The following is a 26,135-nucleotide window of genomic DNA, read 5'->3' as shown; positions in this document are numbered from 1 at the left end:
TTTGAGGCAGCTTGCTTCTCGTCAAGGAGCGGAAGCGCAGGAAATGTGCTTCATTTTCAAGCCTTTCGCGACGCCGAGGAGGAGCAGGCCGGGCAAATCCGAAGGACATGGAAATGGCTTCACCCCGTGTCGTCAGCGTGCTTGACCGGGCAGTAAGCCCGCTCCGCACACCCTTCCTAACGGGATTTCGCCATTTCGCATGCCATTTCAGTCTCATTTACGAGTCCATCACCTAGCCTGTGACAATATTAGACCTTGGTATGAGGCGGCCTGTGTGAGCAAATTGGGGAAGTTCTTCATCGGGGCAGGGGCGTAAATCTTGGGACAAGGGTCAGAAAACGGGTCGGCACTACCGGCCTTTCGCACATCGCCGATGCGCGAACGGGTGCTGGGTGAGGTTCATGCGCGCCCTTTCCGTCCGCTTTTCGGTCCGCGGACCATTCTGCACTACGCGTTTCTTGCCAATGCGGAAGAAGCGGTTGCGGATCAGGCTTGGCTGTCGGAGTTTTGTGTTTCAAGGGGGGCGCCGGGTCCGGCTCCCGGAACCAGACACCACACCCTGTCCTTTGGCGGTGGCACTCTGAGCTGGGAGCAGCACGCCGAATTCATCACCTATACCTGGGACGGGGCGGCACGATCGGACCGCATTTTTGGCGATTTGCCAGCAGCCCATCCCTTTGGAGCAGCATTTCGTGCACCGGGCGATCTTCTGGTTGCCGTCCGGCTCGAACTGCGTGACCCGGCGGAGGAAAGCGACTGGCGGGGCCATTTCGACGAAAGCAGTCTGACGGTGTCGACCCTGGAAGACGATGCGGCGCTTGCTGCGACGGATTTCCGGCAGGACGGCGACGGACTGACCCGGATACTGGTGTTCAACCGGTCGCTGAGCGGTGTGCAGGCCGGTGCCGTGGTGCAGCGGCTTCTGGAAATCGAAACCTACCGGACCCTGGCAATGCTTGGCCTCTTCGAAGCTGGCGGTCTGCAACCGGAAATCAGACGTGCGGAGATCGAGCTTGCTGCCCTGACCGGGCAGATGAAGGACGCCGCAGCGCTCGGAGCCAACCAGGAGCTTCTGGACAAACTGACTGCCCTGGCCGCGGGGCTGGAGGCAGGTGCGACGGCAAGCACGTTCCGTTTCGGTGCAAGCCGCGCCTACGACCAGATCGTCAAGGCTCGCTTTGCAACCTTGCGCGAAGGCGCGGCGCCCGGGGAACTCTCCATGGCCTCGTTCCTGTCCAGGCGTCTCGCCCCGGCCATGCGCACCTGCCAGGCGATCGAGGACAGGCAGGCAATGCTCTCAAGAAAACTGGCCAGGGCGACAACGCTGTTGCGCACGCGGGTTGACGTCGAGCTCGAGCGCCAGAACCGAAGCCTCTTGCAGTCGATGAACCGCAGGGCCCGCCTGCAACTGAGGCTGCAGCAGACTGTCGAGGGCCTGTCGGTGGCGGCCGTCAGTTACTACGTTGTCGGCCTGATCGCTTATCTTGCCAAAGCCGCGAAGGATGCGGGGCTCCCGGTTCCAAGCGCGAACATCACGACGGGCCTGGCGGTCCCGCTGGTCGTCCTGCTGATCTGGTGGCTGGTTCGCCGCATCCGCAAGCACCACGGCGAGCACTGAACACTTGACCTGCAAAAAACGAAAGGCTGGGAAAACCCAGCCTTTGATTTGGTCCGCTGCGGCGTGGTGGCCGCTATTCGGTCGTGCCGTCTTCCTTGTACTGCGCAAGATACGCAATCACGTTGGCGCGGTCTTCTTCCTTGCGCAGTCCGGCAAAGGCCATCTTTCCTTTTGGAACAAGGTCCCGCGGCTTGGTCAGGTAAACGGCGAGGGTTTCCTCGTCCCAGACCTTGCCGTCACCGATCTCGATGAGGGCTTTTGAATACTTGAACCCTTCGATACGGCCCCACGGCGCGTCAACCACGCCGTTAAGCTGCGGCCCTACCTTGTTCTTGGCATTTTCACCAACCGCATGGCAGGCGGCGCATTTCTTGAAGACTTTCTCACCCTTGACAGGGTCACCCTCGGCACTTGCCTGAGCGGTAAGGGCCAGAAGCGCGGTTCCGGCGATCATCAACAGACGATGCATACATCTCTCCCTCAATTTGCGTGCACGAGCACCCGCACACACAACAGGATGGAACTGGAATGTGCAAGTGACGCACGGTCGCATCCGGGGTGATACTAATACCTATTCAGTCAGGGCTGGCCTCAAAACCGAGTGATCAGCTGGCCTTGGCATTGCTCGGCAGGCGGAGCCAGTCATCAAGGCCAGCGTCCCAGTAGGGGGACGAGCCGTAGAGCTTTGCCAGGAAGTCGATGAACACCCTGACCTTGGCCGGAAGGAACTGCCGGCTCGGGTACACGGCATAAAGACCGACATCTTTCGACGCCCGGTATTGCGGCAGCAGGATCTTCAGTTTGCCTTCGCGCAGCTCCGGACCGATGTCCCAGGTCGAGCGGAGGGCGATGCCGACACCCTCGAGCAGGCACTCCCGGACAACCTCATTCGAGTTGGTCTTGAGCGGTGCTTGCGTCCGCACGGTCTCAATTCCCTGTGGCCCCGCGAGCCTCCACGGGTCCTGGTTCGTCGCAGCGAGGGTCACATGGTTGCTTGCCAGGTCTTCAACGCTTTGCGGTGTGCCGTGTTTTTCGAGGTAAGCCGGGCTTGCGCACAAGATGCGATGCACCGGGGCAAGACGGCGGGCAACCAGGCTGGAGTCCGACAGTTCGGCGATCCGGACCGCCAGGTCGTAGCCGTCACCGACGATATCCACGAAATCGTCGGACAGGTCGAGATTGACCGCAAGATCGGTGTTTTCGGACAGGAAGCGGCCCAGGTGGGGAGCGATGTGCAGGCGTCCGAACGAGGTCGGGACGGCAACCCGCAGGTTTCCGCGCGCTTTCGCCGACCCGCGTGACACGAAGGATTCGGCTTCTTCCACGGATGCGAGGATCGCAACAACGCGTTCATAGAAACCCTGACCGGCTTCGGTCATCGCAATCTGGCGTGTTGTTCGTTGAAGCAGGCGCGTCCCCAGCTTTTCTTCAAGCCGTCGGATCCGTTTTGAAACCACGGCCGGTGACAGGCTCATCTCGCGCCCGGCCGCCGACATGCTGCCCGAGCTGACCACGCGTGCGAAGATTTCCATGTCCGTAAGATTGCTCATTTTCAATCTCTCAGAAAGACAATTATGGTTCTGCGAACACTTCCCAAAGTGACCAGATCTGTCACATTCTGGGAAAGCGATTGAACTACCAGCTTGTGTTACGCCAGCGCGAGCCAGATGGATCAATTAAAAAACTGGAGGGAGACAACCGTGACCGCGATCGCGATGCCTGCACCGGACGATGCCGTTCTTGCACGCCGGCAAGACATACTGAAGGCTCTTCAGGCGATCGTGCCGGGAGAAGGTGTAATCCACGAGGAACGCGAAATGCGCGCCTACGAGACCGACGCCCTGACCGCGTATCGGCAGCTGCCGCTGATCGTCGTGTTGCCGGAAACGGTCGAGCAGGTCTCGAAGGTTTTGAAATACTGCCACGACAATGACGTCAAAGTCGTGCCCCGGGGCGCCGGGACATCCCTGTCCGGCGGCGCGCTGCCGCTGGCCGACGGCGTCCTGTTGTCGATGATGAAGTTCAACAGGGTGCTTGATATCGATTTCGACAATCGGGCGGTGGTCGTGCAGCCGGGGGTCACCAATCTCGGGATCACACGTGCGGTCGAACACGAAGGCTTCTATTATGCGCCTGATCCGTCCTCTCAGATCGCCTGTTCCATCGGCGGCAACATTGCGGAAAACTCCGGCGGCGTGCACTGCCTTAAATACGGCCTGACGACGAACAACGTGCTCGGGCTGGAAATGGTCCTGATCAACGGCGAGGTGATCAGGCTCGGTGGCAAACACCTTGACAGCGAAGGCTACGACCTTCTGGCACTGATGACCGGTTCGGAAGGATTGCTTGGCGTCGTGACGGAAGTGACCGTGCGCATCCTGCAGAAACCCGAGACGGCGCGGGCGCTGCTGATCGGGTTTCCGACGAGTGAAGACGGCGGGCGCTGCGTGGCCGACATCATTGCAGCTGGAATCATTCCCGGCGGCATGGAAATGATGGACAAACCCGCAATTCACGCGGCCGAGGATTTTGTCAATGCCGGTTACCCGCGTGATGTGGAGGCGCTTCTGATCGTCGAGCTTGATGGTCCGGAGGATGAAGTCAATTTCCTGATCGGACGCGTTGAGGAAATCGCGAAGTCAAACCAGGCAAGCCACGTGCGCATTTCGGAGAGCGAAGAAGAGCGCATGACGTTCTGGGCCGGCCGCAAGGCCGCCTTTCCCGCCGTCGGGCGGATCTCGCCGGACTATCTGTGCATGGACGGCACCATTCCGCGCCGGGAACTGCCGAAGGTCCTGGCACGGATGCGCGAATTGTCGGAAAAGCACGGGCTCGGTGTCGCCAACGTCTTTCACGCGGGAGACGGCAATCTCCATCCACTCATTCTCTATGACGCAAACAAGCCTGGCGAACTGGATGCGGCGGAGGAATTCGGCGCCGACATCCTGCGCCTGTGCGTGGAGGTCGGCGGTGTCCTGACCGGTGAGCACGGTGTCGGGATCGAGAAGCGCGACCTGATGACCGACATGTTCTCGGACGCGGACCTGAAGCAGCAGCAGCGCGTCAAATGCGCTTTCGATGAAAAGCACCTGCTCAACCCGGGCAAGGTTTTTCCCGTCCTGCACCGCTGTGCTGAACTGGGCAAGATGCATGTCCACAAGGGCCAGTTGCCATTCCCCGACATTCCCCGGTTTTGAGGATCACGACAGATGGATGCGACATTGAAACCGCGGACAACGCAGGAGATCGAGGACGCGGTCAAATGGGCGGCGGCGGAAGAGCAGCCGCTCGAGATCATGGGGCAGGGTTCAAAACGCGGACTGGGCCGGCCGGTTCAGGCCGCACACGTTCTCGACCTGTCCGGTGTAGCCGGCATCGAGAGTTACGAACCGGCGGAGCTGGTGCTTACCGTGAAGGCCGGGACTCCGATCTCGGATGTCGAAAAACTCGTCGATGAAAACGCCCAGGAACTTTCCTTCGAGCCCATGGACTACGGCCCCCTGCAGGGTCTCGACCCGGGCAAGGGAACCGTCGGAGGGGTTCTGGCTGCCAATCTTTCGGGGCCGCGTCGCATCAAGGCCGGTGCGGCACGGGACCATGTTCTCGGCATGGAAGCTGTTTCCGGGCGCGGCGAAATCTTCAATTCTGGCGGCAAGGTCGTCAAGAACGTGACGGGATACGATCTGCCGCGGGCCCTGTGCGGTTCCTTCGGCACCCTGGCGGTTGCCTCGACGGTGACGCTGAAGGTCAATCCGAAGCCGGAAACGTCCGCTTCGTTCGTCCTGTCGGGTCTTGGAGACGAAAGCGCCGTTCAGGTCCTGTGCAAGGCGATGGGATCGTCGGCGGAAGTCTCCGGCGCTGCGCATCTCCCGGCCGGGGTCGGCGCGGAAAAGAGCCGTACGATCCTCCGGCTGGAAGGATTCGAGACGTCGGTCGACTACCGGTTCAAGGGGCTTGAACAACTGCTGCGTTCATTCGGGTCGCCGGAGCGGCTCGCGGAACCGGACTCCCGGACGCTCTGGCGGACGATCAGGGATGTCGAGCCGTTTGCCGGTTCGAATGCGCCCGTCTGGCGTATCTCGGTTGCACCGACAATGGGCCCGAAACTGGTGGAACTGCTGCGCGGCAAGCTTGATATCCAGGCCTTTTACGACTGGAGCGGCGGTCTCGTCTGGGTCACGGTTCTGGACGGCCTCGTGCACGAAACCGAGATTCGCGGGGCAGTGCAGGAGATTGGCGGTGGCCATGCGACCCTGGTCCGCGCGGTTCCGTCCGTCCGCTCCAACATGGACGTCTTTCAGCCGCAGCCGGGACCGCTTGCATCGCTTTCTGCGCGCCTGAAGGCGCAGTTCGATCCGAGCGGCATCCTCAATCCGGGACGCATGGCGGCTGGTGTCTGAGGGCGCCGTGGTCGCCTCGCACGCGCCGGCACCTGACCAGCCGCATCGCGGGGGCAGGCGCTTTTCACCAAGAATGTTGCATTTCCAGGGTCTTCGCCTAGGGTGAGACCCCTGACGCTTTCCTTGCGGCAGCTGCGCAGGAATGAAGACTGTATTGATGCAATTTTTTGAGCGGAGTTGGGGGATATGAACGACCAAAGTGATGTTGCCGGCTACATGGAGCCGGGCGGTAAGAATGCCACGCTGATCTACATTCTTTATCTCGTGAGCATCATCGTCGGGATCACGTCGATCGTTGGCGTGATCCTTGCGTACCTGAACAAGGGCAAGGCAGCCGAGTGGGTCGATACCCATTACACTTATCAGATCAGGACATTCTGGATCGGGTTTCTGTTCAGCATAATCGGTGTCGTCCTGATGTTCGTGTTCATTGGTATCTTCGTGCTCCTGGCAACACTGGTCTGGGCGATCATACGCTGCATCAAGGGCCTTCAGCTGGCGGGCCGCGGGGAGCCGATCCCGAACCCCCAGACCTGGATGTTCTGAGCGGCGGCAGCGCATTGCAAAACCACTCATCTGCGTGACATGTCCTGCGCGCCACCGCAGGATATGAGCGGACCATGCGTGGGACAGAATGTCCCTTTTGGCAAAACCCTTATGCCGCAAACGTATCTTGTGCCCCCCTGGGCCAGCCCTTACCATCGCGCGATCTGTGGCAAGGGAGAGGGCGCGCAGCGCAATGCAAACGAATTTCACCGCTGAACAACTGAAAGACAGTCATGTCGCGGAGTCGGAGAAAATTCTGCGCAAATGCGTTCATTGCGGATTTTGCACGGCCACTTGTCCGACCTTCACGCTGCTCGGCGACGAACTCGACAGTCCGCGTGGCCGGATTTACCTGATCAAGGATATGCTTGAGAATGATCGTCCGGCGGATGACAAGATCGTCAAGCACATCGATCGGTGCCTGTCCTGCCTGGCCTGCATGACGACATGTCCTTCCGGGGTGCACTACATGCACCTGGTCGACCATGCGCGTGCGCATATCGAAAAGACCTACAAGAGACCTCTGCCGGACCGGCTGATGCGCGGCATCCTTTCCTTTGTCCTGCCATATCCGAAGCGTTTCAGGTTCGCACTGATCGGTGCCTTCTTCGGCCGGCCGTTTGCCGGGATCCTGAAGTCGATGGGCGGGACGCTTGCAAGAATGGGCGCCATGCTGGAACTGGCACCGGCTGCTGCTCCCGTTCGCGGCGAACTGGAGGGACCGGGCGTTTTCGAACCCGAGACACCTTCCAAAAAAGGCCGCGTTGCCCTTTTGAGCGGCTGCGCCCAGCCAGTGCTCAATCCGGCCATCAATGACGCGACGATCCGGCTGCTGCGGCGGGCAGGTTATGAAATCGTGCTGCCAAGGGGCGAGGTTTGCTGCGGGGCGCTCGTCCATCACATGGGCAAGGAAGACACCGCGCTGGAAAACGCCAGGCGGAATGTGGATGTCTGGATCAATGAGGCAGAAAACGGCGGGCTTGATGCGGTACTGATCACCGCTTCCGGCTGCGGCACCACGATCAAGGATTATGGCTACATGCTGCGCGAGGATCCGGCCTACGCCGAAAAGGCGGCGAAGGTATCCGCGCTTGCAAAGGACATAACCGAGTTTCTGACGGACATCGATCTGGGAACGCCTGCTCTCAAGCCCGGCCTGACTGTGGCCTATCACTCGGCCTGTTCGATGCAGCATGGCCAGAAGATCACGCGGCAGCCGAAAGATCTCCTGAAGGCCGCCGGGTTCGAGGTGAAGGACGTTCCGGAAGGCCACCTGTGCTGCGGATCGGCGGGGACCTACAACATCATGCAGCCCGAAATCGCGCGAAAACTCCGCGACCGGAAAGTGGCCAATATCGAGAAAACGGCACCCGACCTGATCGCGACGGGGAACATCGGCTGCATGACCCAGATCGGTCTGGGAACCGAGATCCCGATCCTTCACACCGCGGAACTTCTCGACTGGGTCTATGGCGGCAAGCAGCCGGAAGTCCTCGCGTCGCGTCAGCCGGAAGCGGCGGAATAGCTTTCTGTCCGGCAGGGAGCGGCAAGTGTCAGCTTTCGCGCGTTCCCAGCTGCACCGGCGTCTTGTCCGGTTCTCTGTCCTGTGCTTGCCCTGACAGCCGAAGTGTCCGTTCCAGAAGCTGCTCGTAGATCGGGCTGCCGCCCAGATGATGCGCGGTCAGCGATGCCGTCGTGCATGTGACCAGGACGGGCATGATGAGGGCATAGGCGCCCGTCAGTTCCATGACCAGAACGACACCGACGAGGGGAGCGCGCACGGACGCGGCGAAAAAGCCGCCCATTGCCGCAACCGCGCAGGCTGAGCGGAAATCATCTTCGATCGGCAGCATTTCGACCGAAAGGACACCGAAGGCAAGACCGGCACAGGTTGCGATGGAAAGCATCGGTGCAAAAATACCGCCCGGCACACCGGATGCGTAGGAAAACAGAACGCCGCCGAATCTCAGAAAGGTAAGCAGGAGCAGGGTGAGCACACCGTAGTGGCTGGAAATGAGGTCGTGAACCAGGTCTTCCCCGCCACCGGTCGCATCCGGAAAGGCGTTCAGCAGAATGCCGGTGACGGCACCGATCGCCAGCGCAGGCACCCAGCGGAGTGGTTTCGGGATCTTCAGGAAAAGATCCATCACCGTGATCAGCGCCCAGTTGAAGAAGACGCCGAGGGCACCTAGAAAAATGCCCAGGATCGCCAGAAGAACATAGCTCCAGACGGGAAGGTAATTGACGTCAACGACGAGCAGAGGACCGGTCTGGGTCAACTGCTCGGTGACCGCTGCGCTCAGGATCGATGCGATGATGACGGCCATGTAGGTCCGGTAGCCGAACGGGAACTGGCGGCGGGTTTCCTCGACGATGAACAAAATGGCCGCGAGCGGCGCGTTGAATGCAGCTGCCAGTCCTGCAGCAGCCCCCGCGGCGAGCAAACCCTTGTGATCGGCAGAAGACATGTTGTGAGAACGCGAAAGAGCTTCCGCGGTCATCGCGCCCATGTGGATGGTCGGTCCTTCCCGCCCAAGGACGAGCCCGGACCCCAGCGCCAGCAACCCTCCGAAAAACTTGGCAATGAGCACCTGCGGCCAGTGCACGGGCCGCTTGTCTTCCATTGCGCCTTCGATTTCCTGGATCCCGCTGCCCGCCGCTTCCGGCGCCACCCGCTGAACCAGCAGAAAGGCAGCGGTCACGCAGGACGCGGACAGAACGATGGAAACGGCATAGGGAAGGACGCCGCCGCCGAGCGAACTTCTCAAGGCTCCGTATTGTGCAAACAGGAATTCCAGACCCGCGTGAAAGCCGGTCGCAAGCCCGCCGACAAGAAGGCCGACCAGTGCGGCCTTGAGGAAATAGGCCGTATCTGAACTTGCGGAGAAGATGCCGGAGCGCCGGGTCATACCCTTTGGTCCTGAAAAATCGGAGCGGGGATTCGCTCGGTCACACAGTTAAACTGCAAAGAAACAGACATTTCTGCAAGGAGGGCTTCTGCCCGGAAGCAAAACGCACGGACAAGCCGTGCGCTTTCAGTTCTGATTTGGGTCAGTGACCTAGAGAACGTAGACCCTGGTGCCGACACCGACACGCTCGTAAAGGTCCATCACGTCTTCGTTGCGCATGCGGATGCAACCGGACGAAACTGCGTGGCCGATGGTCCATGGCTGGTTGGAGCCGTGGATACGGTAGAGGGTCGATCCGAGATAAAGCGCGCGTGCGCCAAGCGGATTTTCCGGTCCGCCGGCCATGAACTTGGGCAGCTCCGGACGGCGCTTGCGCATTGCGGCGGGCGGACGCCAGTCCGGCCATTCTGCCTTGCGGGTGATGCGGTGCGATCCGGCCCACTCGAAGCCCGGCTTTCCGACGCCCACTCCGTAACGGCGTGCGGTTCCGTCCGACTGGACGAGATAGAGAAAGCGGGCATTGGTGTCGATCACGATGGTGCCCGGCTTGTGCTTGCCGTTGTAGTCGACGATCGTCGGCAGGAACTGGGGCGCGATCTGGCGGGTCTGCCGTTTCGGCTGTTGACGGGCCGGTTCCATGCGGCGGGACCACCAGTTGGCGCGGCGCACCTGGGGCTGCTGGACCTGCCGGCGCTGGGCAGGGGCCGCACGGCGGACAGCACCCGGCTGCAACTGCATCATCCATGGCTCGGTGAGATTGGGGCTGAGAACCAGCGGCGGAGGGGCAACCTGTCCGGCAGATGCCGGGCCTGAGAAAAACGCGGAGCCGGCAAGGACGGCTCCGGCAAGTATGAACACGTTCCAGGAACGTTTTTTCTGAAAGAACATGGCGGCACTCTTTACTCAACTACACCCACGTCCACCGGCAATTTGAACGGACCGGTTAACGAACTGGCAAGGATGATACGGATGCAAGTTCTTTCAAAAGTGAATCCCGAAGTGAGAAATTCGGTAAATGTTTCTTATGGTTATTCAAGTCTTGCGAAACAGGATTAACGAGATCTTGGCGTCTCGCCGGCTCGTGCCGGAATGCGCGGGAGGCTTACTGATTTCGTTGCCGTTTTCGCAGATCGTTGGTTAACGCACGCGCCGGCGCGCATCGCGAGCAACCAGCGGCAAGATCGGCTTGGTTTGTTTCATGGACATGCCGGGCCGGATCCGGGGGTCGTACAGCATGTTCAAGATGATCTGGTCGAAGATCGTAAACCGGCTGTGACGCGACGCATCGTTAAAGACGGAATGTGTCAGGTCGCGGTTGTCGTTCATCGGGCCGAGACCCTGCAGGATTTCTTCCACGAGGCACCGGTTGAACAGAAATTCGCCCTCATCGGACACGATCACCGCAGCAGATCTCTTGATCCCGTTGCGCCCGGAAACGACACGAACCAGGCACCGTCCCGGCACCTTGGCCCGGTTGTTCTTGTAGATATCGCGCTGAACGACGGGCACATACTGGGCGCGGTCGACCACGAAGACTTCAAAATTCGCGGCGGCCGGATCGTTGGTGATGCGGGTTTTCAGGCCACCGATGCGGCGATCGATCTCGCGCACGAAGCGGTGAACCACGCGCGTGCGGTCGCGGCGGGAGAGATTGTGAACGTAGAATGTGACCGGCTGCGTGAATTTCTTCACCAGGTAGGGCCGCCAGCTCCAGCTGCGGTACTCCAGGCCGAAGACGGTTTTCTCAAACCCCTTCAGAATTTCCTCGGTCGAAAATGAATCATTTGCGGCACGAACCGGTCCGGCGGCGACGAGCGCGGGAATGAGCAGACTCAGCAACAAAGCGGGCAGGTTTCGTAAACGCATACTCTTCATATATTTCAGAACGCCTTTCACAGCCACACAACTTCGCCGCTTTCACGGCATTCGTGATCGATCCGCATCAGATCACGCCCTCCGGCTTCAAGTCTTCGCAGAAAAAGATAACCAAACCGTTTGGGAATAAAACATGAGACGGAGAACTAAATCCGCCGCGACCTTTGTAATTTTCAGCAGGTACGGCAAAAACATTTCCTTAAACTTCCCCTGCTATCAATCGCCTAACGGGTACTTAAATGCGCCAGTGGGGCAAGGGACGGGAGTTGGCATGGCCGCGGTGAAGAGATCCTTTCGGGCGGAAAGCTTGATACGTATGAATTCCGGGGTCGACAATGATCCCGTCTTCGCCGAAGAACGTCGGCACCAGGAAGTCCTGGCGGAGATCAGCAGTCTCAGATCACTGATCAAAAAAGGTGGCACTCCGCAGGAAGGCGCGCTCAGCCCGGAAGAGATGAGCGAAAAGTTCATGTCCGAGTTCCGCAAGGAGCTGTCGGAGGCCGCAAAGCTCAAGGTCGAGCTGGATGCCATTTACGAGGCGATCGCTCAGACCAAAAAGGAAATCGCGACCCTGCATCACACGACCGGTTCCAAGGGCGAGGAAATGACCCGCGTGACCAACGAACTGGACGCGGTTGTCGACGGGACGGAAGGTGCGACCGAAACGATCCTTGCAGCGGCCGAATTCATCGACGAGACCGCAAACACGCTGTCCGCGCGGGTCGGACGGGAAGATTCGGAACTGGCGAACGATATTCAGGACAAGGTTGTTCAGATCTTCGAGGCCTGTAACTTCCAGGATCTGACCGGTCAGCGCATCACCAAGGTCGTTGGGACATTGCGTTTCGTCGAAGACCGGATCATGCAGATGATGGACATCTGGGGCGGCATCGAGACCTTCAAGGATATCTCTGTCGAAGAGCGCGAGATCAAGGAAGGCGACGCAGCTCTCCTCAATGGTCCGGCGCTTGAAAGCGACACGGATGTTGCCACCCAGGACGATATCGACGCGCTGTTCGCGTGATCCTGGAAAACAGGTTGATCGAGAGCCCGGCCCGCGCCGGGCTTATTTCTTGTCCGGCGTGACTTGAATGTTCCGCGATGGATCGCTAGGTAAAGAACAAACAGTGAATATTGGGTGGGGCATGAGCGAGCAGACCATTGGCAAAGGCACAAAACCCGAGCGCGATCCGGTGACGGGACTCATCAAGGGTGAGGACGGCAAGGACCGCTGCTGGTGGCATGGCGGTCTGGACGACTATCTCCGCTACCACGACACCGAATGGGGCTGGCCGGTCGATGACGACCGCCGTCTGTTTGAAAAGATCTGTCTTGAGGGCTTCCAGTCCGGGCTGTCCTGGCTGACCATTTTGAGAAAACGCGACGGGTTCCGGGCCGCCTTCGCCAATTTCGAGTTTGACAGGGTCGCGGCCTTCACCGAAGACGATGTCGAACGCTGCCTGGCAGACGCGGGCATCGTGCGCCACCGCAAGAAAATCGAATCGACCATCAACAATGCCAACCGGGCGCTGGAACTGCGCAAGGAATTCGGATCGCTCGCCGCATTCTTCTGGTCATTCGAGCCGAAGCCCGAAAACCGGCCGCCGAAAATCGACTTCGAGACTGCAAAAACGCTCGGCAAGACAGCGGAAAGCACCGCCCTGTCCAAGGAGCTGAAAAAACGCGGCTGGAGTTTTGTCGGTCCGACAACCGTTTACGCTTTCATGCAGTCGATGGGCATGGTCAACGACCACCTCGAAGGGTGCTGCTGCCGCGAGCCGGTCGAAGACGCCAGAAATGCCTTTGTCCGGCCTGTGCCCAGATAGGCGGCCGGTCGCAAAACACTCGTAAGTCCGAAGTACCGGTCCGAAGCGGGGCCGCATGCGGCTTGACCGCACGGGATCTTTGGCGCACGGATGGAACCGAACATCCCCGGCCTTTCCATCCGGCGACCGCGCTCCAGTAGACCTGCCTTGGAGGCTCCTTGACCACGACTATTGCAACGGACCGGAAGGCGAACCTCGCGGGCAGCCTCTGGATGATCCTGTCGATGGGCGCGTTCGCCATCGAGGACGTCTTCGTCAAGGCGGCGGCGAGCGCGCTTCCGATCGGCCAGATCCTGTTTCTCTTCGGCGTCGGTGGAATGATCGTCTTTGCCGCGGTGGCGCTTTGGAACAGGCAGCCCCTGTTTGTCCCCGATGTCGTCTCCCGCCCGATGCTTGTCAGGGCCGGGTTCGAGATCACCGGGCGACTGTTCTACGTGCTTGCCGTTGCGTTGATCCCTTTGTCTGCCGCGACCGTCATTCTCCAGGCAACACCGCTGGTCGTCGTTGCAGGAGCCGTTCTGGTCTTCAGGGAAAAGGTCGGCTGGCGCCGCTGGCTGGCAATCCTGATCGGACTTGCCGGTGTGGTCGTCATCGTTCAACCCGGAACGGAGGGCTTTTCGCCTTTGTCGCTGCTGGCAGTCATTGGAATGATCGGTTTTGCCGGACGTGATCTTGCCAGCCGGATCGCACCGGCGACGATCGGAACCGTTCTGCTTGGCTTTTACGGTTTCCTGTCCGTCGTGGTTGCGGGCGTCATCTATACGCTGGTGCAGGGTGAAGCCTTTGTTGTCCCGGGGCCATGGCTGTCCGCGCTCCTTCTCGGAGCCGTCTTCGCCGGTGTTGCGGCCTATGCCTTCCTGATGAAGGCGATGCGGACGGGCGAAGTTTCCGCCGTCACCCCCTTCAGGTATTCGCGCCTTTTGTTCGGGATTGCTCTGGGGGTCTTCGTGTTCGGCGAACAGCTCAGTTTCGAGATGCTCGTGGGGTCCGGGCTGATCGTCGTCTCGGGCCTGTTCATCCTGTGGCGCAGCCAGCGGCGGCACACGTGAGGGCCGACCTTTTTGCGGGTTCTACCTATTGCTCAAAAAGCGTGAAAACCTTCACGGCAGTGCGTTGCCTGGTTCGTTTCAGGAAATGGCAACGGGGTCTCAGAACAGCCCCTTGTCCACATGCGGATCCAGCTTTCCGTCCTGACCGGCGCGGATCTGTCCGCCGGCTTCAACCTCGACATAGACGCCCATGTCCATATGCCCGAGTTCCTTGCGCAGCAGGTAGGGCACCTTAAGATCCCTTTCCGCCGTCACCGGGTTCACCTCCGTTGCAGCACAGCGTCTGGTGCGCGACAGGATGCGCAGCCGCACATCACCGAACTTCAGAACCTGGCCGACTGCGTCGAGTTCGGAAAAGGGTGGCAAACCGTCAATCTCGATATTGGCCCGGAAGCGGCCCGGGTGAACCTCGGTTCCCAGCCGGTCGCCCAGAGCCTTGACCGACGCAAGGTTGAGAACCGAAATCGCGTTCATCATCTGGGGGGAGACAACCGAGACATCGGTGAAACGGTGCGGTGCCGAAGATACGAAGACGGGCGGTTCGGGGTCGCCCAGCTTCAAGACCTCGTGCAGGAAGCGGGCTGCTTCGCTGCGACCATCCGCAACGGACATGTCGAATGTATGCGCTTTTCCATTCACATCGATTTCGAGCGTCTGACCGACCGGGCTGAAGCGCGTTTTCAGGCCTGCGAGGGCGGCTTCCTTGACCAGGACGACAAACCGTTCCTTGGGCAACGGTTCGGGATTTTTCGGATCGAAGCCGGAATCGTACCGCGCGAAACCGTAAAGACGGTCCCCCGGAATGCCTTCGCCTTTTGAGAGCGTCACCGCGCCGAGCAGCTCGGCGCTCATGCCCTTGACCGGAAAACGGTTCAAACGGGATATCGTTACGGGAATCTCGGTCATGGGCTGTCTCTGTTTTGTCGGCAAAAACGGGAGCGGGGCCGGGGGCTCGCTGTCGGCTGGTGATGAAACACCGGATGCGCCTTGCGATCAATCGGTGGCCTGCTTCCTAGGCAGTTTGTCCCACGGCGAATCGGCAGTGTTCCAGCCCTGCAGATCGCTCACGATCATCCAACGAGGTCCCAGAGGTCGTCGCCGCAGGCATCTGTCGCCCAGGCCGCCTGCTTCAGGGCCTGCAATTCATCCGACAAGCGTCTGATCTCCTTGTCCCGCGCCTCAAGCATCTTCTCCAGCAGCCTGATCCGGTCCGTCAGCGACGCGGCATCTGCGTGTGTCACCTGTGTGCCGGATCCATTCATCGAAACTCACCCGGTCGGTCCGAACGTCTCGAAGTGAATATGGTCCGCTGGTACCCCGGCAGCTTCGAGACCGTTTTGAATATCCGACAGGAAGGCTGCCGGGCCGCAAAGCATGTACCTTGCGTCCGGGCCGGCACCCAGCGCGAGCAACCTGTCTGCGGTCACGCGTCCCTTTCCGTCATAGTCCTTGCCGGGCAGGTCGGTATCGTCCGGCTGGCTGTAATAGACTTTCTTCCGCAAGTGGTCATTGGTCGCGACCAGCCGTTCGACCTCCTCGCGCAGGGCATGATCGCGGCCGTTACGGGTGCCGTGCACGTACCAGACCGGGCGGTTTCGTTGCTGTGCGCTTGCATGCAGCATCGACAGCATCGGTGTCAGTCCGACACCCGCACTGACCAGCACCAGAGGGCAGTCATTGCAGGGGATGACGAAATCGCCTGACGGCTGGCGCGCCGCGATCAGGCCGCCGGCATGGAGGTGCTCATGCAGGAAGCGCGACACCAGACCCTTGTCTTCGCGTTTGATGCTCAGCCGGTAGCGCGTCCTGTCGGCAGGAGACCCCGACAGTGAGTAGCTGCGCTTGGAAGGGTCGGGCTGCCCGGGTATCCGGATCTCGACCGGAAGATGCTGTCCGGCAGCGAACGGCTCAAGCGGGCGACCGTCGGCGGATTCCAGGTAAAACGACGTAATGGCCGGCGTCTCTTCGACGCGCTCCGTCAGCCGCAAGGGCCGTGCCAGGTGATCCTGTTTCGTCCAGCGGAGCCCGACCGCGCCCGGACGGTCAAGCACGGCATCGATCCTCACGTCGATGTAGCGCCAGGCATTCTGGTCCTCTGCGCCCTTCGGATCCCAGTCAATCGCGGCACACCCGGTGAGGTGCAGCAGGCCGCCTGTTTCGAAGTCCACGAACAGAAGGCCGACCCGGGGGTTCGACAGAATATTGCCGATCGTGTTGAAAAAGTTGTTGCCCGCGTAGTCGGGTATCCTGAGATGCGTGCCATCGACCACCTGCACAAAACCCGGTGCGCCGCCACGATGGGAGGCATCGAAGCCATTCGACGCGGCACCGTCTTCACCCCGATGGCCCGATCCTATGAACAGCGTGTCGGCAGACGAGATCCTCGCGATTTGATCCTCGCTGAGGGACTGGCTGCGGACGGCCTCGACGGCTCCTGTTCCCGGAACCCGCTTCCATGCCCGTTCGTGGATATATTGCGGGCAGTTGCCGAAGGTCTGGCGAATATCGATGGTGTAACCGTCCGCGCCCGAACTTACCCGCCCGCAGAAGCGGTTGCGGCGGCGCGTGGCTAGTTCGATCCCCAGTACGCCGATATCGGTTCCTTGCCTGAACGCGCCGGCCAGCGGATCACTTGCCTCCAGTTCGGTGGCCAGCGTGATCCGGCGCGGATCGGGGGACTTCGCGAACCCTTCCGGGCCGTCGACGATGGTGATCCAGGTTTGGTCGTCGCCATCACCGCCGGCAACAACCAGAAAAGGCTGAGATGTGTGGAACAGGCGATGCTGCTCGGGCAGGTAATCGCGGATGAAGCCGCCTGCCCATTTTGCGACGTCGCCAACGCCGGCGCGTGCCTGGGCTTCCAGTTCTCCGGAGTGAAACGGGTTGTTCGCCAGCGACGTCAACATCTTGCTGTTCCTTGTCAAATAAGAGAGGCGGCGCCGGTCAGGATGCCCGGCCCGGCGCGCCATGTCGGTTCCTATGCGAGTTCCGGTATCGGCGACGTGGCCATTCCCACGAAGCCGGTCTGGTTCTCGACCCGCTCAAGCCAGGCACGGATGTTCGGATAAGGCGCCAGATCGACGCCGCCTTCCGGTGCATGTGCGATGTAGCTGTAGCCCGCGACATCGGCGACGGTGATGTTGCCGGTTGCAAGCCAGGCGCGATCCGTCAGATGCGCATCCATGATCTTGAAGAGGTCATGTGCTTTTTTCACCGCCGCCTGATGATCGAGCGGCACGTTGAAGACCTTCACCAGGCGTGCCGCGCAGGGGCCGGCATAGATATTGTCGGCGGCAACCGTCAGCCAGCGCTGCACTTCGGCTGCTTCCTTCGGGTCGTCAGGCAGCCAGTCCGAGCCCTTGGCATAGGTCTGCACGAGGTAGATGAGAATGGCGTTGCTGTCGGCAAGCGTGTAGCCGCCATCGTCAATAGCGGGCACCAGGCCGAAGGGGCTGATCTTCAGATAGTCGGGTGCCTTGTGTGCGCCGTTGGCCATGTCGAGATCGATCGCCTCGTAGGCAAGGCCCAGGAGGGAAAGCATCAGTTCAACGCGGTGGCAATGGCCGGACTTGGCATTTCTGTAAAGCTTGATTGGTGTGGTCATGGAATCGTCTTTCCTTGCTGGATTGGAGGGATCAGAAACCGAAATCGCTCAGGCCCGGGTGATCGTCGGGACGCCGGCCGAGCGGCCAGCGGAATTTCCGTTCGTCTTCCCGGATCGGTTTCTCGTTGATGCTGGCGTGGCGGTGGGCCATGAAGCCGTTCTCGTCGAACTCCCAGTTCTCGTTGCCATAGGCACGGAACCAGTTGCCGCTGTCGTCGTGATACTCGTAGGCGTAGCGCACGGCGATGCGGTTGCCGTTGAAGGCCCACAGTTCCTTGATCAGCCGGTAATCGAGTTCCTTGTCCCATTTGCGGGTCAGGAAGTCTTCGATCTCCTGCCGGCCCACGGGAAACTCCGCTCGGTTGCGCCATTTGCTGTCCGGCGTATAGGCCAGTGCCACCTTGGCCGGATTGCGGGAATTCCAGCCGTCTTCTGCAAGCCGGACCTTCTGGCGCGCGGTTTCTTCCGTAAAAGGCGGCAAGGGGTGACGGGGTGCTTCATGTGTCATGTGGTCGTCCAGGTTGGATTGGGCCGAAACCCGGTGCCATGTGATGGAGACACAAGTAGCGCTCTTGCATTCGCGAAAGAATAATGGAAAATTGAAAGTGATTATTTCAAATTCTGAAATTAACGGGAGGCCACCCTGGACAGACTGCAATCGCTCGAAGTGTTTGTGGCCGTTGCCGAAGCGGAGAGTTTCGCGGCAGGTGCCCGGCAAATGAACATAAGTGCTCCCTCGGCGACACGCGCGGTCAATGAACTGGAGGAACGTCTCGGCGCGCGCCTGTTCACGCGGACAACCCGGGTGGTGCGGCTCACGGATGTCGGACGGACCTACCTTGAAGAGGTGCGCGGTATTCTGGCGGATCTGAGTTCGGCGAACGAGGCCGTGTCGGGTGCGGTCGGACGGCCAAAGGGGTACCTGCGGGTTACGTCACCGGTCGAATTCGGGCGCATCTATGTGGCACCGATCGTCGCGGAGTATCTCGACCGGTTCCCGGGTGTCTCTGCGAGCATGCTGATGGTCGACCGGATCGTGAACCTGGCCGAGGAAGGTCTGGATGTCGGCGTGCGCATCGGTCCGCTTTCCGCATCGGGTCTGATGGCAGTCAAGGTCGGCAGCGTGCGCCGTGTGGTTTGCGGATCGCCCGACTATTTCAAGGAGCACGGTGTGCCGCAATCACCGGAAGACGTGACAGGTCACAAGATCGTCGCCGCCGCAACGGTGACGCCGAGCAATGAATGGCGTTTCGGAAAAGCGCAGGATCGGGTCGTCAAGGTTTATCCGAGACTGTCGGTGACCAGTGTCGCGACCGCGACGTCCCTGGCGCGCGCCGGGTGGGGACTGACCCGCGCCCTGTCATACCAGGTCGGGCCGGACCTGCAGTCCGGTACATTGCAGGCGGTGCTTGAGGATTTTGAGCCCGAACCCCTGCCGGTTCATCTTGTGCACTACGAGGGGCGGCGCGTTTCTGTGAAGGTGCGTAGCTTTCTGGATCTGGCGCGCGACCGGCTCAGGCAGTCGACAGTGCTGAACTGAACACAGCCGGGTGGCCCCGCGTCAGGCCATGTTTCAGTCTTCACCAGCGACCTTTTGCCTGAGTGGCGCGAATAGTGGATTTTCCCTTGAGAAAACATAGTCCAGCGTTTCGACCGTGACCGTTTCCGCACCTTCCTCGATCAGAAGCTTGGCGCAGTCGGCAACTGCATCTGCGGGGCAGAGCACATTGACCCGGTTGAGATTGTCGCTTTCCGAAAAGCGCTGGATCGCACCGACCTTGCTGACCGAACGCAATGCCTGGGTCCGGTCATCGACAACCGCCTTGACCAGTTTGACATTGCGGGCTGCTTCCTCCGCCGCCACCCGGTCAAGAATGGCCCGCGCGCCATCGAGCGCGGTTGCCGACCAGTCAGCGTTGAGCGATGCCACGAGATTGGCCTGGCTTTTCAGCATCACGCCATCGGTCAGGATCTTGAGATTGTTGGCGTGAAGCGTCGATCCCGTTGTCGTGATATCGACGATGAGCTCGGCGGCACCGGCAGCAGGTGCCCCTTCCGTTGCCCCGGCGCTTTCAACGATCCGGTAGTCGGCGATCCCGTGGCCAGCGAAAAAGCTCCGCGTGAGATTGACGTATTTGGTGGCGACACGCAGACGGCGGCCGTGGCGGCCGCGGAAATCGGAGGCGACATCGCCGAGATCGGACATTGTTTCCACGTCGATCCAGGCTTTCGGAACGGCGACAACGACATCTGCCGGGCCGAAGCCAAGCGGGGTGACCACATGAACCGTTCCGGCCGGGTCCGCGATGTTTTCCTCAACCAGATCGAGACCTGTAACGCCGAAATGTACCGAACCGTCGGCAAGTTCCCGTGCAATTTCCGAGGCGGACAGGAAGGCGATTTCGACGCTTGGCAATCCCCTGATCGCACCGCGATAGTTCCGGGCACCACCTGGCTGGAGAACCTGCAATCCGGCCCGACCGAAGAACGCGTGCGTGTTTTCCTGGAGGCGGCCCTTGGACGGTATGGCGATGATCAGCTTGCTCATGAGACAGTCCCGATATTGGCCGCGATGCGGTCGAGCCACATGGAAAACCCTGTTCCCGGCACATTCGCACCGGCACCCAGAAGCGTGAGCAACCTGTCATACCGCCCACCGCCGACGAGCGGCCCCGCTGTCTCTCCGGCAGCAGAATGAATCTCGAAGACGAAGCCCGAGTAATAGTCGAGACGGCGGCCGAACTCTGCCGCGAACGACAGGGTCGCAGGCGCGATCCCCTTGGCATCCAGCGCGGCAAGACGTTGCTCGAAAGCTGTGATCGGGGCGGCAAGATCGAGGCCGTGAGTGGAACTGAAGGTGCGCAGGCAGGCAACAGAGTTGGCTCCGTCCGCTTTCAGGGCCAGATAGGCGCGAAGCGATGCCGCCGCCTTCTCGTGGCCTTTGCCGGCACTTGTCAGCGCCGCCTGTTCAAGGAACCGGTCGGCAATTTCGCTCGGTGTCCGTCCGCCGACGGCCGAAATCCCGGCGATCGAGAGAAGGTCCTCGACGACTGCATGGGCCGCTTCCGGGTCGGCGCCTTCGAGCGCGGAAAGGAAACCGAGCCGGACGGCGCGGCTGTCGTCGTCAGCGCTGTTGGCCCCGGCCATACGGTCGATGGCTGCCATCAGCTTGTCGGTTTCTCCGAAGAGATCGCGCAGACGCCGCTGCCAGACGCTCGGCAGGCCGAGTTCGGTCAAAACGGCCGCGAACAGTGTTTCATCTCCGATGCGGATGTTTGCCTGTTCGACGCCGAACGTTTCCAGTGCGCGCACGGAAAGCGCAAGGAGATCCGCGTCCGCTTCCGCAATATCTGTACGTCCCAGGCTTTCCGCACCCAGCTGCGGAATCTCGCCGAGACCGTCCGGGCGCTGGCGGAACACCGGCCCGTTGTAGCAATAGGCGGCCGGGAGACTTGATCCGCCGGAAGAGACATGATGACGGCACACGGGAATGGTGAAATCCGGGCGCAGGCAGAGATCGGTGCCGTCGCTGCCGTGGGTCAGGTAAAGACGCCGCCGGATATCTTCGCCCGTCAGGTCGAGAAAGACATCTGCGGGCTGGAGGATCGGCGGGCTGACGAATGCATGTCCCGCGTCCCTGAAAAGCTCCAGAACCGCTTCAATCCTGCTCGGGTCCAGCCCGGGTATCTGAGCCGCCGTCATGTTTCAGCCCTCGCTTTGACGCCTGCGGTCGTCGGCCTGACCGTCCAGAATGTCGCGCACGGTCTCAATAAGATCCGCTTCCCTGATCGTGATCTGGGCCGGACGGCTTTCGCGCCAGGTGATGTTGTCGGTGATCTCTTCGGAAAGCCGCTTGCCCTCGATCAGGTCCTTGACCTGCAGTTCACCGGTTTCGCGCTCGTCCGATCCCTGAATGATCGCGACCGGGCAGTTGCGCCGGTCGGCATATTTCAGCTGGTTGCCGAATTTCTTCCAATTGCCCTGGTACATTTCCGCTCGGATACCGGCGCTGCGCAAGTCCTGAACCATTTTCTGGTAGCGCCCGAGCGCGTCGACATCTCCGTCCATCACCGTGACCAGCACAGGCGCAACAACGTCGGATGAACCGAGTTTGCCGAGGTTCTTCAGGGCGGTCATCAGGCGCGAGACACCGATCGAGAAACCCGTCGCAGGAACATCGCGTCCGGTGAAACGCTTGACCAGACCGTCATAGCGCCCGCCGCCACCGACAGAACCAAACTGGACGACGTCGCCCTTTTCGTTGGTGACGTCGAACAGCAGTTCGGCCTCGTAGACAGGCCCGGTGTAATATTCGAGGCCGCGCACGACGGACGGATCGATCTTGATCCGATCGTCACCATAGCCGCAGGCCTTGAACATCCCGGCCATCGTGTTCAGTTCCGCTATGCCCTCGTTTTCCAGGGATCCGGTGCCGGCAACAAAGTCGGCGATCGTGTCGATGGCGGAGGCTTCCAGACCCGCGCCCTTCGTGAAGTCGCCGCTGTCATCCTTGCGGCCCTCGCCGAGCAGGAGACGGACACCTTCAATGCCGAACTTGTCGAGCTTGTCGATCGCGCGCAGGACGGTGAGGCGGCGTTCGTCATTTTCCTCGCCGCCCAGACCGATGCTTTCCAGCACGCCGTCGAGAACCTTCCGGTTGTTGACCCGGATGACGTATTGGCCACGCGGAATGCCGAGGGCTTCCATCGTGTCGGCCATCATCATGCACATTTCCGCATCCGCCTGGACGCCCGGAGCACCAACGGTATCGGCATCGAACTGCATGAACTGGCGGAACCGGCCCGGACCGGGTTTTTCGTTCCGGAACACCCAGCCGGCGCGATAGGTGCGGTAGGGAAGCTGGATTTCGTTGATGTTTTCCGAGACATGGCGGGCAAGCGGCGCGGTCAGATCGTAGCGCAGGCTCATCCATTGCTCGTCATCGTCCTGCACCGAGAACACCCCGGCATTCGGCCGGTCGGTATCCGGCAGGAATTTGCCGAGACAGTCAGTATATTCGAAGGCAGGTGTTTCGACGGGGTCGAAGCCGTATTGCTCGTAGACCGCGCGGATTTTGCCGATCATTTCATCCGTTGCCCGGATGTCGTCGGCAGAGCGGTCGACAAAGCCCCGCGGCAGGCGGGCCTTCAGTTTGTTCGGTTTTTTGGCCATGAAGTCGTCAGATCCCGGCGAGTTCCCGGCCGGCACCAGACGCAAGAGCGGATGCCAGCCTCATATAAGTTGCGGTTGTCCTAGACGAAACGGCAGGTGAGGGCAAGGCGGAGCACACATGCGGCCGGACGCAGCGATGCCGATCGGCGGATCAGGACCTTCGAAGTTTCCTGTCAGCCATCTTTGCATCACACTTGCCCGTCAAAAGGCGGTCGAACGTGCCGGGCGTCCTCAAACAGGTGCGGAAAGTCGGGACGTTACCGGGATGCGTCATCTCTTTGCTTGTATTTAACGCTTGCCGGGCTATGGTCCGCGCAAATTCGGAAATAGGCGATGCCCTCACGGTTCCCAAGGTGAAGCCTGATCGGGCAACAAGGTTGAAACATGGACAGCGCAGCCAGTATTGCACACGGCACGGATGAAGCGGGTTGGGACGAAGCCCGGCAGGCTTCGGCTGCGCGGGTTGCCGAGCTGAGCGTTGTTCTGCCCAGCTTCAATGAAGCCGAGAACATTCCGCCGCTCATAGAGCTGCTCGACAAGGCCCTTGCCGGAATTGCCTGGGAGGCGATTGTCGTTGACGACAATTCGCCCGATGGAACCACGGAAGTCGCGCGGTCGCTGGCAGCTGCCGACCCCCGGGTCAGGGTCATCCGGCGCATCGGCCGCAGGGGGCTATCCGGTGCCTGCATCGAAGGTATCCTATCATCTTCCGCGCCTTTCGTCGCCGTCATGGACGCCGATCTGCAACATGATGAAACCCTGTTGCCCAAGATGCTCGAAGCCATCAAGTCTGACGGGACAGATCTCGTCGTGGCGAGCCGGAAGGTCGAGGGTGGAACGGTCGGCGAGGGGCTTTCCAAAATTCGCGCATGGGGCTCGAACATCGCCAACGGCCTGGCGCAGAAACTCCTGAATGTCACCTTGAGCGATCCCATGAGCGGCTTTTTCATGGTGCGCCGGGAGAAGGCGGAGGCCCTGGCGCCGCGCCTGTCGCCGCAAGGCTTCAAGATCCTGCTCGATCTGGTCTCCAGCGCCAACGGGTCGCTGAAAATCAAAGAACTCCCGTTCACGTTCCGCGAACGCCAGCACGGCGAAAGCAAGCTCGACACGCTTGTGACGCTGGACTATTTCGGCCTCCTGCTGGCCAAGTATTTCGGCGATATCGTGTCGGTACGCTTCCTGATGTTCGGACTTGTCGGCGCCAGCGGGCTGTTCGTTCACCTGGTCGCCTTGCGGTTCTTCCTGCTGGGCGGGATGGAGTTCAATCTTGCACAGACCGCCGCGTCTTTCGTTGCCATGACGTCCAACTTCTTCCTGAACAATCAGCTGACCTACCGGGACCGGCGCTTGCGTGGTTTCCGCGCGCTGATCGGTCTTGTGACGTTCTACGCGGTCTGTTCCGTCGGCGTGCTGGCGAATGTCGGCGTCGCGAACCTGATCTATGCGGACCCGGCCTATTGGTGGGTCGCCGGAACGGCCGGTGCGGTCATGGGAGCGGTTTGGAACTACGCCGCCAGCTCGGCACTCACCTGGCGTCGTTCCTGAGAAGCAGGCTCAAACCGTCGTGTCAAAGACTTCAGATCTGCCGTTCTGGCTTCGGCCACCCGGGCTTGTCGTTGTTGTCGGTCTTCTGACCGCGCTGAAGCTCTTCGCGGCGGCCAATGCCTATATTGTCGAGGATGAAGCCTATTACCGGATCTGGGGTCTCTATCCGGCCCTGAGCTACTACGATCACCCGCCGATGATCGGTTGGTGGATTACGCTGGGTCAGGCCGTCTTCGGCGATACTGTTTTCGGTTTGCGCGCACTTGTTGTCTTTTCCGGTGTGATCGGCTCCCTTGCGCTCTGGCGCACCGCAACGATCCTTTTCGATGCGCGGACCGCCGGTTGGGCCGTTCTGTTTCTCAATACCAGCCTGATGATCGGGATCGGCGGAATACTGGCGACACCGGATGCACCGTCCGTTGTCTTCTGGGGACTGACCTTCTGGGCCCTGGCCGAATTGACCGTATCGAAGAACCCGAACTGGTGGCTCGTGGTCGGTCTGATGGCCGGTCTTGGCCTTCTCTCCAAATACTCGCTGCTGTTTCTTGGTGCGGGGATCTTGCTCTGGCTTGTGTGGGTTCCGGACGCCCGGCGCTGGTGGATGACCTGGCAGCTCTGGGCAGGTGGCGCGCTGGCGCTCCTGTGTTTCTCGCCGGTGCTTTACTGGAACCACTTGCATGAATGGGTGAGCTTCTACAAACAGTTCGGCCGCGCCGGCAGCAGTGGCTTCACGGCAAAATACATCTTCGAGTTTCTGGGTGCTTTTGTCGGCCTGTTGAACCCTCTGATCGCGCTTCTGGCCGCCGGCGGCGCAGTAATCCTCTACAAGGCTTTCCGGGCGCGGGACGGCGCGGCATCCCTGGTTTTGCTGACCACGCTGCCGTTCCTGGCATACCTTTGCTATCACGCGCTTCACTCGCGCGTTCAGGCCAACTGGCCGGCCCCGCTCTTTCCCGCATTCGCCATCATGGCAGCGGTCTTCGTCGTTTCGCTGAAGGGTCAAAAGGAAATCTGGCGCAAGGTGGCGGTTGCGGGCGTTGCCGTCGGTGTGCTGGTCGCCGTTGTGGTCCAGTTCCATGCGGTCTATCCGGTCACGGGGCAGCTTGCCCGCAAGGACCCGACCTTCCAGCTGCGCGGCTGGCAGGAGATCGGCGATGCGTTAGCGGAACTCGCCGACAGGGAACAGGCCGCCTTCCTGCTGACCAGCAGCTACGGGCTCAACGGACAGGCCGATTATCTGATGAAGGACCGGTTGCCTGTCTTCCAGACAACGGAACGGATCCGCTACATCATGATGCCGGCCACGGATGAAACGCTGTTTCGGAAACCAGGCCTCTACATCACCGAAAAACGCCGCAACAAGGCAGGGGATCTTGAACGCGCCTTCGACACGGTCGAGGAGCTTGCCGTCCTTGAACGCAAGGTCAAAGGCGTTCCACTGGAAAAGCTTGTTGTCTACAGGGTCGAAGGACTGAAAGGCCCGGTCTTCGAGCCTCTTTCGGTCCAGTGATCGGAAGAAATCGGGCCTTTCAGCCGGTGTTGAGGCTTGCATTGCCTGCACGAATGCCGCAGGGAAAGAGACAGAACTCCG

The 26,135-nt window shown here is 60.7% G+C and carries 24 protein-coding genes; 11 read left to right on the top strand and 13 right to left on the bottom strand.

The window, feature by feature from the left end:
* Positions 1–373: 373 nt before the first annotated feature.
* The gene (locus tag RBB49_RS02555) at positions 374–1,618 is read left to right on the top strand and encodes a DUF3422 family protein (protein ID WP_306141089.1); all 1,245 of its coding nucleotides are present in this window, start codon (positions 374–376) and stop codon (positions 1,616–1,618) included.
* Between the two features lie 73 nt (positions 1,619–1,691).
* On the opposite strand, the gene RBB49_RS02550 is transcribed toward RBB49_RS02555, so the two are convergent.
* On the bottom strand, positions 1,692–2,087 hold the full coding sequence (locus RBB49_RS02550; protein ID WP_306141088.1) for a cytochrome c family protein: 396 nt from the start codon (positions 2,085–2,087) through the stop codon (positions 1,692–1,694).
* 136 nt (positions 2,088–2,223) lie between these two features.
* Complete coding sequence (locus RBB49_RS02545) at positions 2,224–3,168, bottom strand: LysR family transcriptional regulator (RefSeq protein ID WP_306141087.1); 945 nt, start codon at positions 3,166–3,168, stop codon at positions 2,224–2,226.
* A 150-nt stretch (positions 3,169–3,318) separates the two neighbouring features.
* On the opposite strand from RBB49_RS02545, the gene RBB49_RS02540 reads away from it, so the two are divergent.
* The 4 genes from RBB49_RS02540 to glcF all read left to right on the top strand — a co-directional run bounded on the left by RBB49_RS02540 (position 3,319) and on the right by glcF (position 8,089).
* Complete coding sequence (locus tag RBB49_RS02540) at positions 3,319–4,815, top strand: FAD-linked oxidase C-terminal domain-containing protein (RefSeq protein WP_306141086.1); 1,497 nt, start codon at positions 3,319–3,321, stop codon at positions 4,813–4,815.
* Between the two features lie 12 nt (positions 4,816–4,827).
* Positions 4,828–6,018, top strand: a complete 1,191-nt coding sequence (glcE, locus tag RBB49_RS02535) for a glycolate oxidase subunit GlcE (protein WP_306141085.1) — start codon at positions 4,828–4,830, stop codon at positions 6,016–6,018.
* 186 nt (positions 6,019–6,204) lie between these two features.
* Positions 6,205–6,564, top strand: coding sequence for a DUF4870 domain-containing protein (locus RBB49_RS02530; RefSeq protein ID WP_306141084.1), 360 nt, complete (start codon positions 6,205–6,207; stop codon positions 6,562–6,564).
* A gap of 193 nt (positions 6,565–6,757) precedes the next feature.
* Positions 6,758–8,089: a glycolate oxidase subunit GlcF gene (gene glcF, locus RBB49_RS02525; RefSeq protein ID WP_306141083.1), complete on the top strand. Its 1,332-nt coding sequence runs from the start codon at positions 6,758–6,760 to the stop codon at positions 8,087–8,089.
* A 28-nt stretch (positions 8,090–8,117) separates the two neighbouring features.
* Here glcF and clcA read toward each other — a convergent pair whose 3' ends face one another.
* From clcA to RBB49_RS02510, 3 genes are all read right to left on the bottom strand, one after another.
* Positions 8,118–9,473 (bottom strand): H(+)/Cl(-) exchange transporter ClcA, encoded by a 1,356-nt coding sequence (gene clcA / locus RBB49_RS02520; protein ID WP_306141082.1) that lies wholly within the window; start codon positions 9,471–9,473, stop codon positions 8,118–8,120.
* Positions 9,474–9,623: 150 nt separating this feature from the next.
* A complete protein-coding gene (locus RBB49_RS02515; protein WP_306141081.1) occupies positions 9,624–10,361 on the bottom strand; it encodes a L,D-transpeptidase in 738 nt (245 codons plus the stop codon).
* 249 nt (positions 10,362–10,610) lie between these two features.
* A complete protein-coding gene (locus RBB49_RS02510) occupies positions 10,611–11,339 on the bottom strand; it encodes a DUF2927 domain-containing protein (protein WP_306141080.1) in 729 nt (242 codons plus the stop codon).
* Positions 11,340–11,664: 325 nt separating this feature from the next.
* Here RBB49_RS02510 and RBB49_RS02505 point away from each other — a divergent pair, with 325 nt between their 5' ends.
* The 3 genes from RBB49_RS02505 to RBB49_RS02495 all read left to right on the top strand — a co-directional run bounded on the left by RBB49_RS02505 (position 11,665) and on the right by RBB49_RS02495 (position 14,223).
* Positions 11,665–12,372, top strand: coding sequence for a protein phosphatase CheZ (locus tag RBB49_RS02505; protein WP_306141353.1), 708 nt, complete (start codon positions 11,665–11,667; stop codon positions 12,370–12,372).
* Between the two features lie 121 nt (positions 12,373–12,493).
* A complete protein-coding gene (locus RBB49_RS02500) occupies positions 12,494–13,174 on the top strand; it encodes a DNA-3-methyladenine glycosylase I (protein ID WP_306141079.1) in 681 nt (226 codons plus the stop codon).
* 158 nt (positions 13,175–13,332) lie between these two features.
* A complete protein-coding gene (locus RBB49_RS02495; RefSeq protein WP_306141078.1) occupies positions 13,333–14,223 on the top strand; it encodes a DMT family transporter in 891 nt (296 codons plus the stop codon).
* Positions 14,224–14,322: 99 nt separating this feature from the next.
* On the opposite strand, the gene RBB49_RS02490 is transcribed toward RBB49_RS02495, so the two are convergent.
* From RBB49_RS02490 to RBB49_RS02470, 5 genes are all read right to left on the bottom strand, one after another.
* Positions 14,323–15,129, bottom strand: coding sequence for an MOSC domain-containing protein (locus RBB49_RS02490; protein ID WP_306141077.1), 807 nt, complete (start codon positions 15,127–15,129; stop codon positions 14,323–14,325).
* Positions 15,130–15,293: 164 nt separating this feature from the next.
* Positions 15,294–15,485: a hypothetical protein gene (locus RBB49_RS02485; RefSeq protein WP_306141076.1), complete on the bottom strand. Its 192-nt coding sequence runs from the start codon at positions 15,483–15,485 to the stop codon at positions 15,294–15,296.
* A gap of 6 nt (positions 15,486–15,491) precedes the next feature.
* Positions 15,492–17,129, bottom strand: a complete 1,638-nt coding sequence (locus RBB49_RS02480) for a pyridoxamine 5'-phosphate oxidase family protein (protein WP_306141075.1) — start codon at positions 17,127–17,129, stop codon at positions 15,492–15,494.
* Positions 17,130–17,200: 71 nt separating this feature from the next.
* On the bottom strand, positions 17,201–17,827 hold the full coding sequence (locus tag RBB49_RS02475) for a glutathione S-transferase family protein (protein ID WP_306141074.1): 627 nt from the start codon (positions 17,825–17,827) through the stop codon (positions 17,201–17,203).
* 31 nt (positions 17,828–17,858) lie between these two features.
* On the bottom strand, positions 17,859–18,335 hold the full coding sequence (locus tag RBB49_RS02470; RefSeq protein ID WP_306141073.1) for a nuclear transport factor 2 family protein: 477 nt from the start codon (positions 18,333–18,335) through the stop codon (positions 17,859–17,861).
* A gap of 135 nt (positions 18,336–18,470) precedes the next feature.
* Here RBB49_RS02470 and RBB49_RS02465 point away from each other — a divergent pair, with 135 nt between their 5' ends.
* On the top strand, positions 18,471–19,367 hold the full coding sequence (locus RBB49_RS02465; RefSeq protein ID WP_306141352.1) for a LysR family transcriptional regulator: 897 nt from the start codon (positions 18,471–18,473) through the stop codon (positions 19,365–19,367).
* A gap of 33 nt (positions 19,368–19,400) precedes the next feature.
* Here RBB49_RS02465 and hisG read toward each other — a convergent pair whose 3' ends face one another.
* From hisG to hisS, 3 genes are read right to left on the bottom strand one after another with little or no spacing between them, the layout of a single operon-like run.
* Positions 19,401–20,375, bottom strand: coding sequence for an ATP phosphoribosyltransferase (gene hisG, locus RBB49_RS02460; RefSeq protein ID WP_306141072.1), 975 nt, complete (start codon positions 20,373–20,375; stop codon positions 19,401–19,403).
* Positions 20,372–21,529 carry an ATP phosphoribosyltransferase regulatory subunit gene (locus tag RBB49_RS02455; RefSeq protein ID WP_306141071.1) on the bottom strand — a complete coding sequence of 386 codons (1,158 nt, stop codon included), beginning with the start codon at positions 21,527–21,529 and terminating at the stop codon, positions 20,372–20,374. The genes hisG and RBB49_RS02455 overlap by 4 nt, the downstream gene beginning before the upstream one ends.
* Positions 21,530–21,532: 3 nt before the next feature.
* A complete protein-coding gene (gene hisS / locus RBB49_RS02450; RefSeq protein ID WP_306141070.1) occupies positions 21,533–22,999 on the bottom strand; it encodes a histidine--tRNA ligase in 1,467 nt (488 codons plus the stop codon).
* Between the two features lie 384 nt (positions 23,000–23,383).
* Here hisS and RBB49_RS02445 point away from each other — a divergent pair, with 384 nt between their 5' ends.
* On the top strand, positions 23,384–24,544 hold the full coding sequence (locus RBB49_RS02445; RefSeq protein WP_306141069.1) for a glycosyltransferase family 2 protein: 1,161 nt from the start codon (positions 23,384–23,386) through the stop codon (positions 24,542–24,544).
* 19 nt (positions 24,545–24,563) lie between these two features.
* A complete protein-coding gene (locus RBB49_RS02440) occupies positions 24,564–26,054 on the top strand; it encodes a glycosyltransferase family 39 protein (RefSeq protein WP_306141068.1) in 1,491 nt (496 codons plus the stop codon).
* Positions 26,055–26,135: the final 81 nt, after the last annotated feature.

This window comes from Roseibium sp. MMSF_3412, assembly GCF_030733265.1.
Classification (GTDB): domain Bacteria; phylum Pseudomonadota; class Alphaproteobacteria; order Rhizobiales; family Stappiaceae; genus Roseibium.
This window is presented reverse-complemented; position numbering and strand designations above follow the sequence as displayed.

What these genes read in the sequence shown, in the direction of transcription:
- RBB49_RS02555 (WP_306141089.1), top strand. Translation starts at nt 374, where the DNA reads ATGCGCGAACGGGTGCTGGGTGAGGTTCATGCGCGCCCTTTCCGTCCG.
- RBB49_RS02550 (WP_306141088.1), bottom strand. Translation starts at nt 2,087, where the DNA reads ATGCATCGTCTGTTGATGATCGCCGGAACCGCGCTTCTGGCCCTTACC.
- RBB49_RS02545 (WP_306141087.1), bottom strand. Translation starts at nt 3,168, where the DNA reads ATGAGCAATCTTACGGACATGGAAATCTTCGCACGCGTGGTCAGCTCG.
- glcE (WP_306141085.1), top strand. Translation starts at nt 4,828, where the DNA reads ATGGATGCGACATTGAAACCGCGGACAACGCAGGAGATCGAGGACGCG.
- RBB49_RS02530 (WP_306141084.1), top strand. Translation starts at nt 6,205, where the DNA reads ATGAACGACCAAAGTGATGTTGCCGGCTACATGGAGCCGGGCGGTAAG.
- glcF (WP_306141083.1), top strand. Translation starts at nt 6,758, where the DNA reads ATGCAAACGAATTTCACCGCTGAACAACTGAAAGACAGTCATGTCGCG.
- clcA (WP_306141082.1), bottom strand. Translation starts at nt 9,473, where the DNA reads ATGACCCGGCGCTCCGGCATCTTCTCCGCAAGTTCAGATACGGCCTAT.
- RBB49_RS02515 (WP_306141081.1), bottom strand. Translation starts at nt 10,361, where the DNA reads ATGTTCTTTCAGAAAAAACGTTCCTGGAACGTGTTCATACTTGCCGGA.
- RBB49_RS02510 (WP_306141080.1), bottom strand. Translation starts at nt 11,339, where the DNA reads ATGCGTTTACGAAACCTGCCCGCTTTGTTGCTGAGTCTGCTCATTCCC.
- RBB49_RS02505 (WP_306141353.1), top strand. Translation starts at nt 11,665, where the DNA reads ATGAATTCCGGGGTCGACAATGATCCCGTCTTCGCCGAAGAACGTCGG.
- RBB49_RS02500 (WP_306141079.1), top strand. Translation starts at nt 12,494, where the DNA reads ATGAGCGAGCAGACCATTGGCAAAGGCACAAAACCCGAGCGCGATCCG.
- RBB49_RS02490 (WP_306141077.1), bottom strand. Translation starts at nt 15,129, where the DNA reads ATGACCGAGATTCCCGTAACGATATCCCGTTTGAACCGTTTTCCGGTC.
- RBB49_RS02485 (WP_306141076.1), bottom strand. Translation starts at nt 15,485, where the DNA reads ATGAATGGATCCGGCACACAGGTGACACACGCAGATGCCGCGTCGCTG.
- RBB49_RS02480 (WP_306141075.1), bottom strand. Translation starts at nt 17,129, where the DNA reads ATGTTGACGTCGCTGGCGAACAACCCGTTTCACTCCGGAGAACTGGAA.
- RBB49_RS02475 (WP_306141074.1), bottom strand. Translation starts at nt 17,827, where the DNA reads ATGACCACACCAATCAAGCTTTACAGAAATGCCAAGTCCGGCCATTGC.
- RBB49_RS02470 (WP_306141073.1), bottom strand. Translation starts at nt 18,335, where the DNA reads ATGACACATGAAGCACCCCGTCACCCCTTGCCGCCTTTTACGGAAGAA.
- hisG (WP_306141072.1), bottom strand. Translation starts at nt 20,375, where the DNA reads ATGAGCAAGCTGATCATCGCCATACCGTCCAAGGGCCGCCTCCAGGAA.
- RBB49_RS02455 (WP_306141071.1), bottom strand. Translation starts at nt 21,529, where the DNA reads ATGACGGCGGCTCAGATACCCGGGCTGGACCCGAGCAGGATTGAAGCG.
- hisS (WP_306141070.1), bottom strand. Translation starts at nt 22,999, where the DNA reads ATGGCCAAAAAACCGAACAAACTGAAGGCCCGCCTGCCGCGGGGCTTT.
- RBB49_RS02445 (WP_306141069.1), top strand. Translation starts at nt 23,384, where the DNA reads ATGGACAGCGCAGCCAGTATTGCACACGGCACGGATGAAGCGGGTTGG.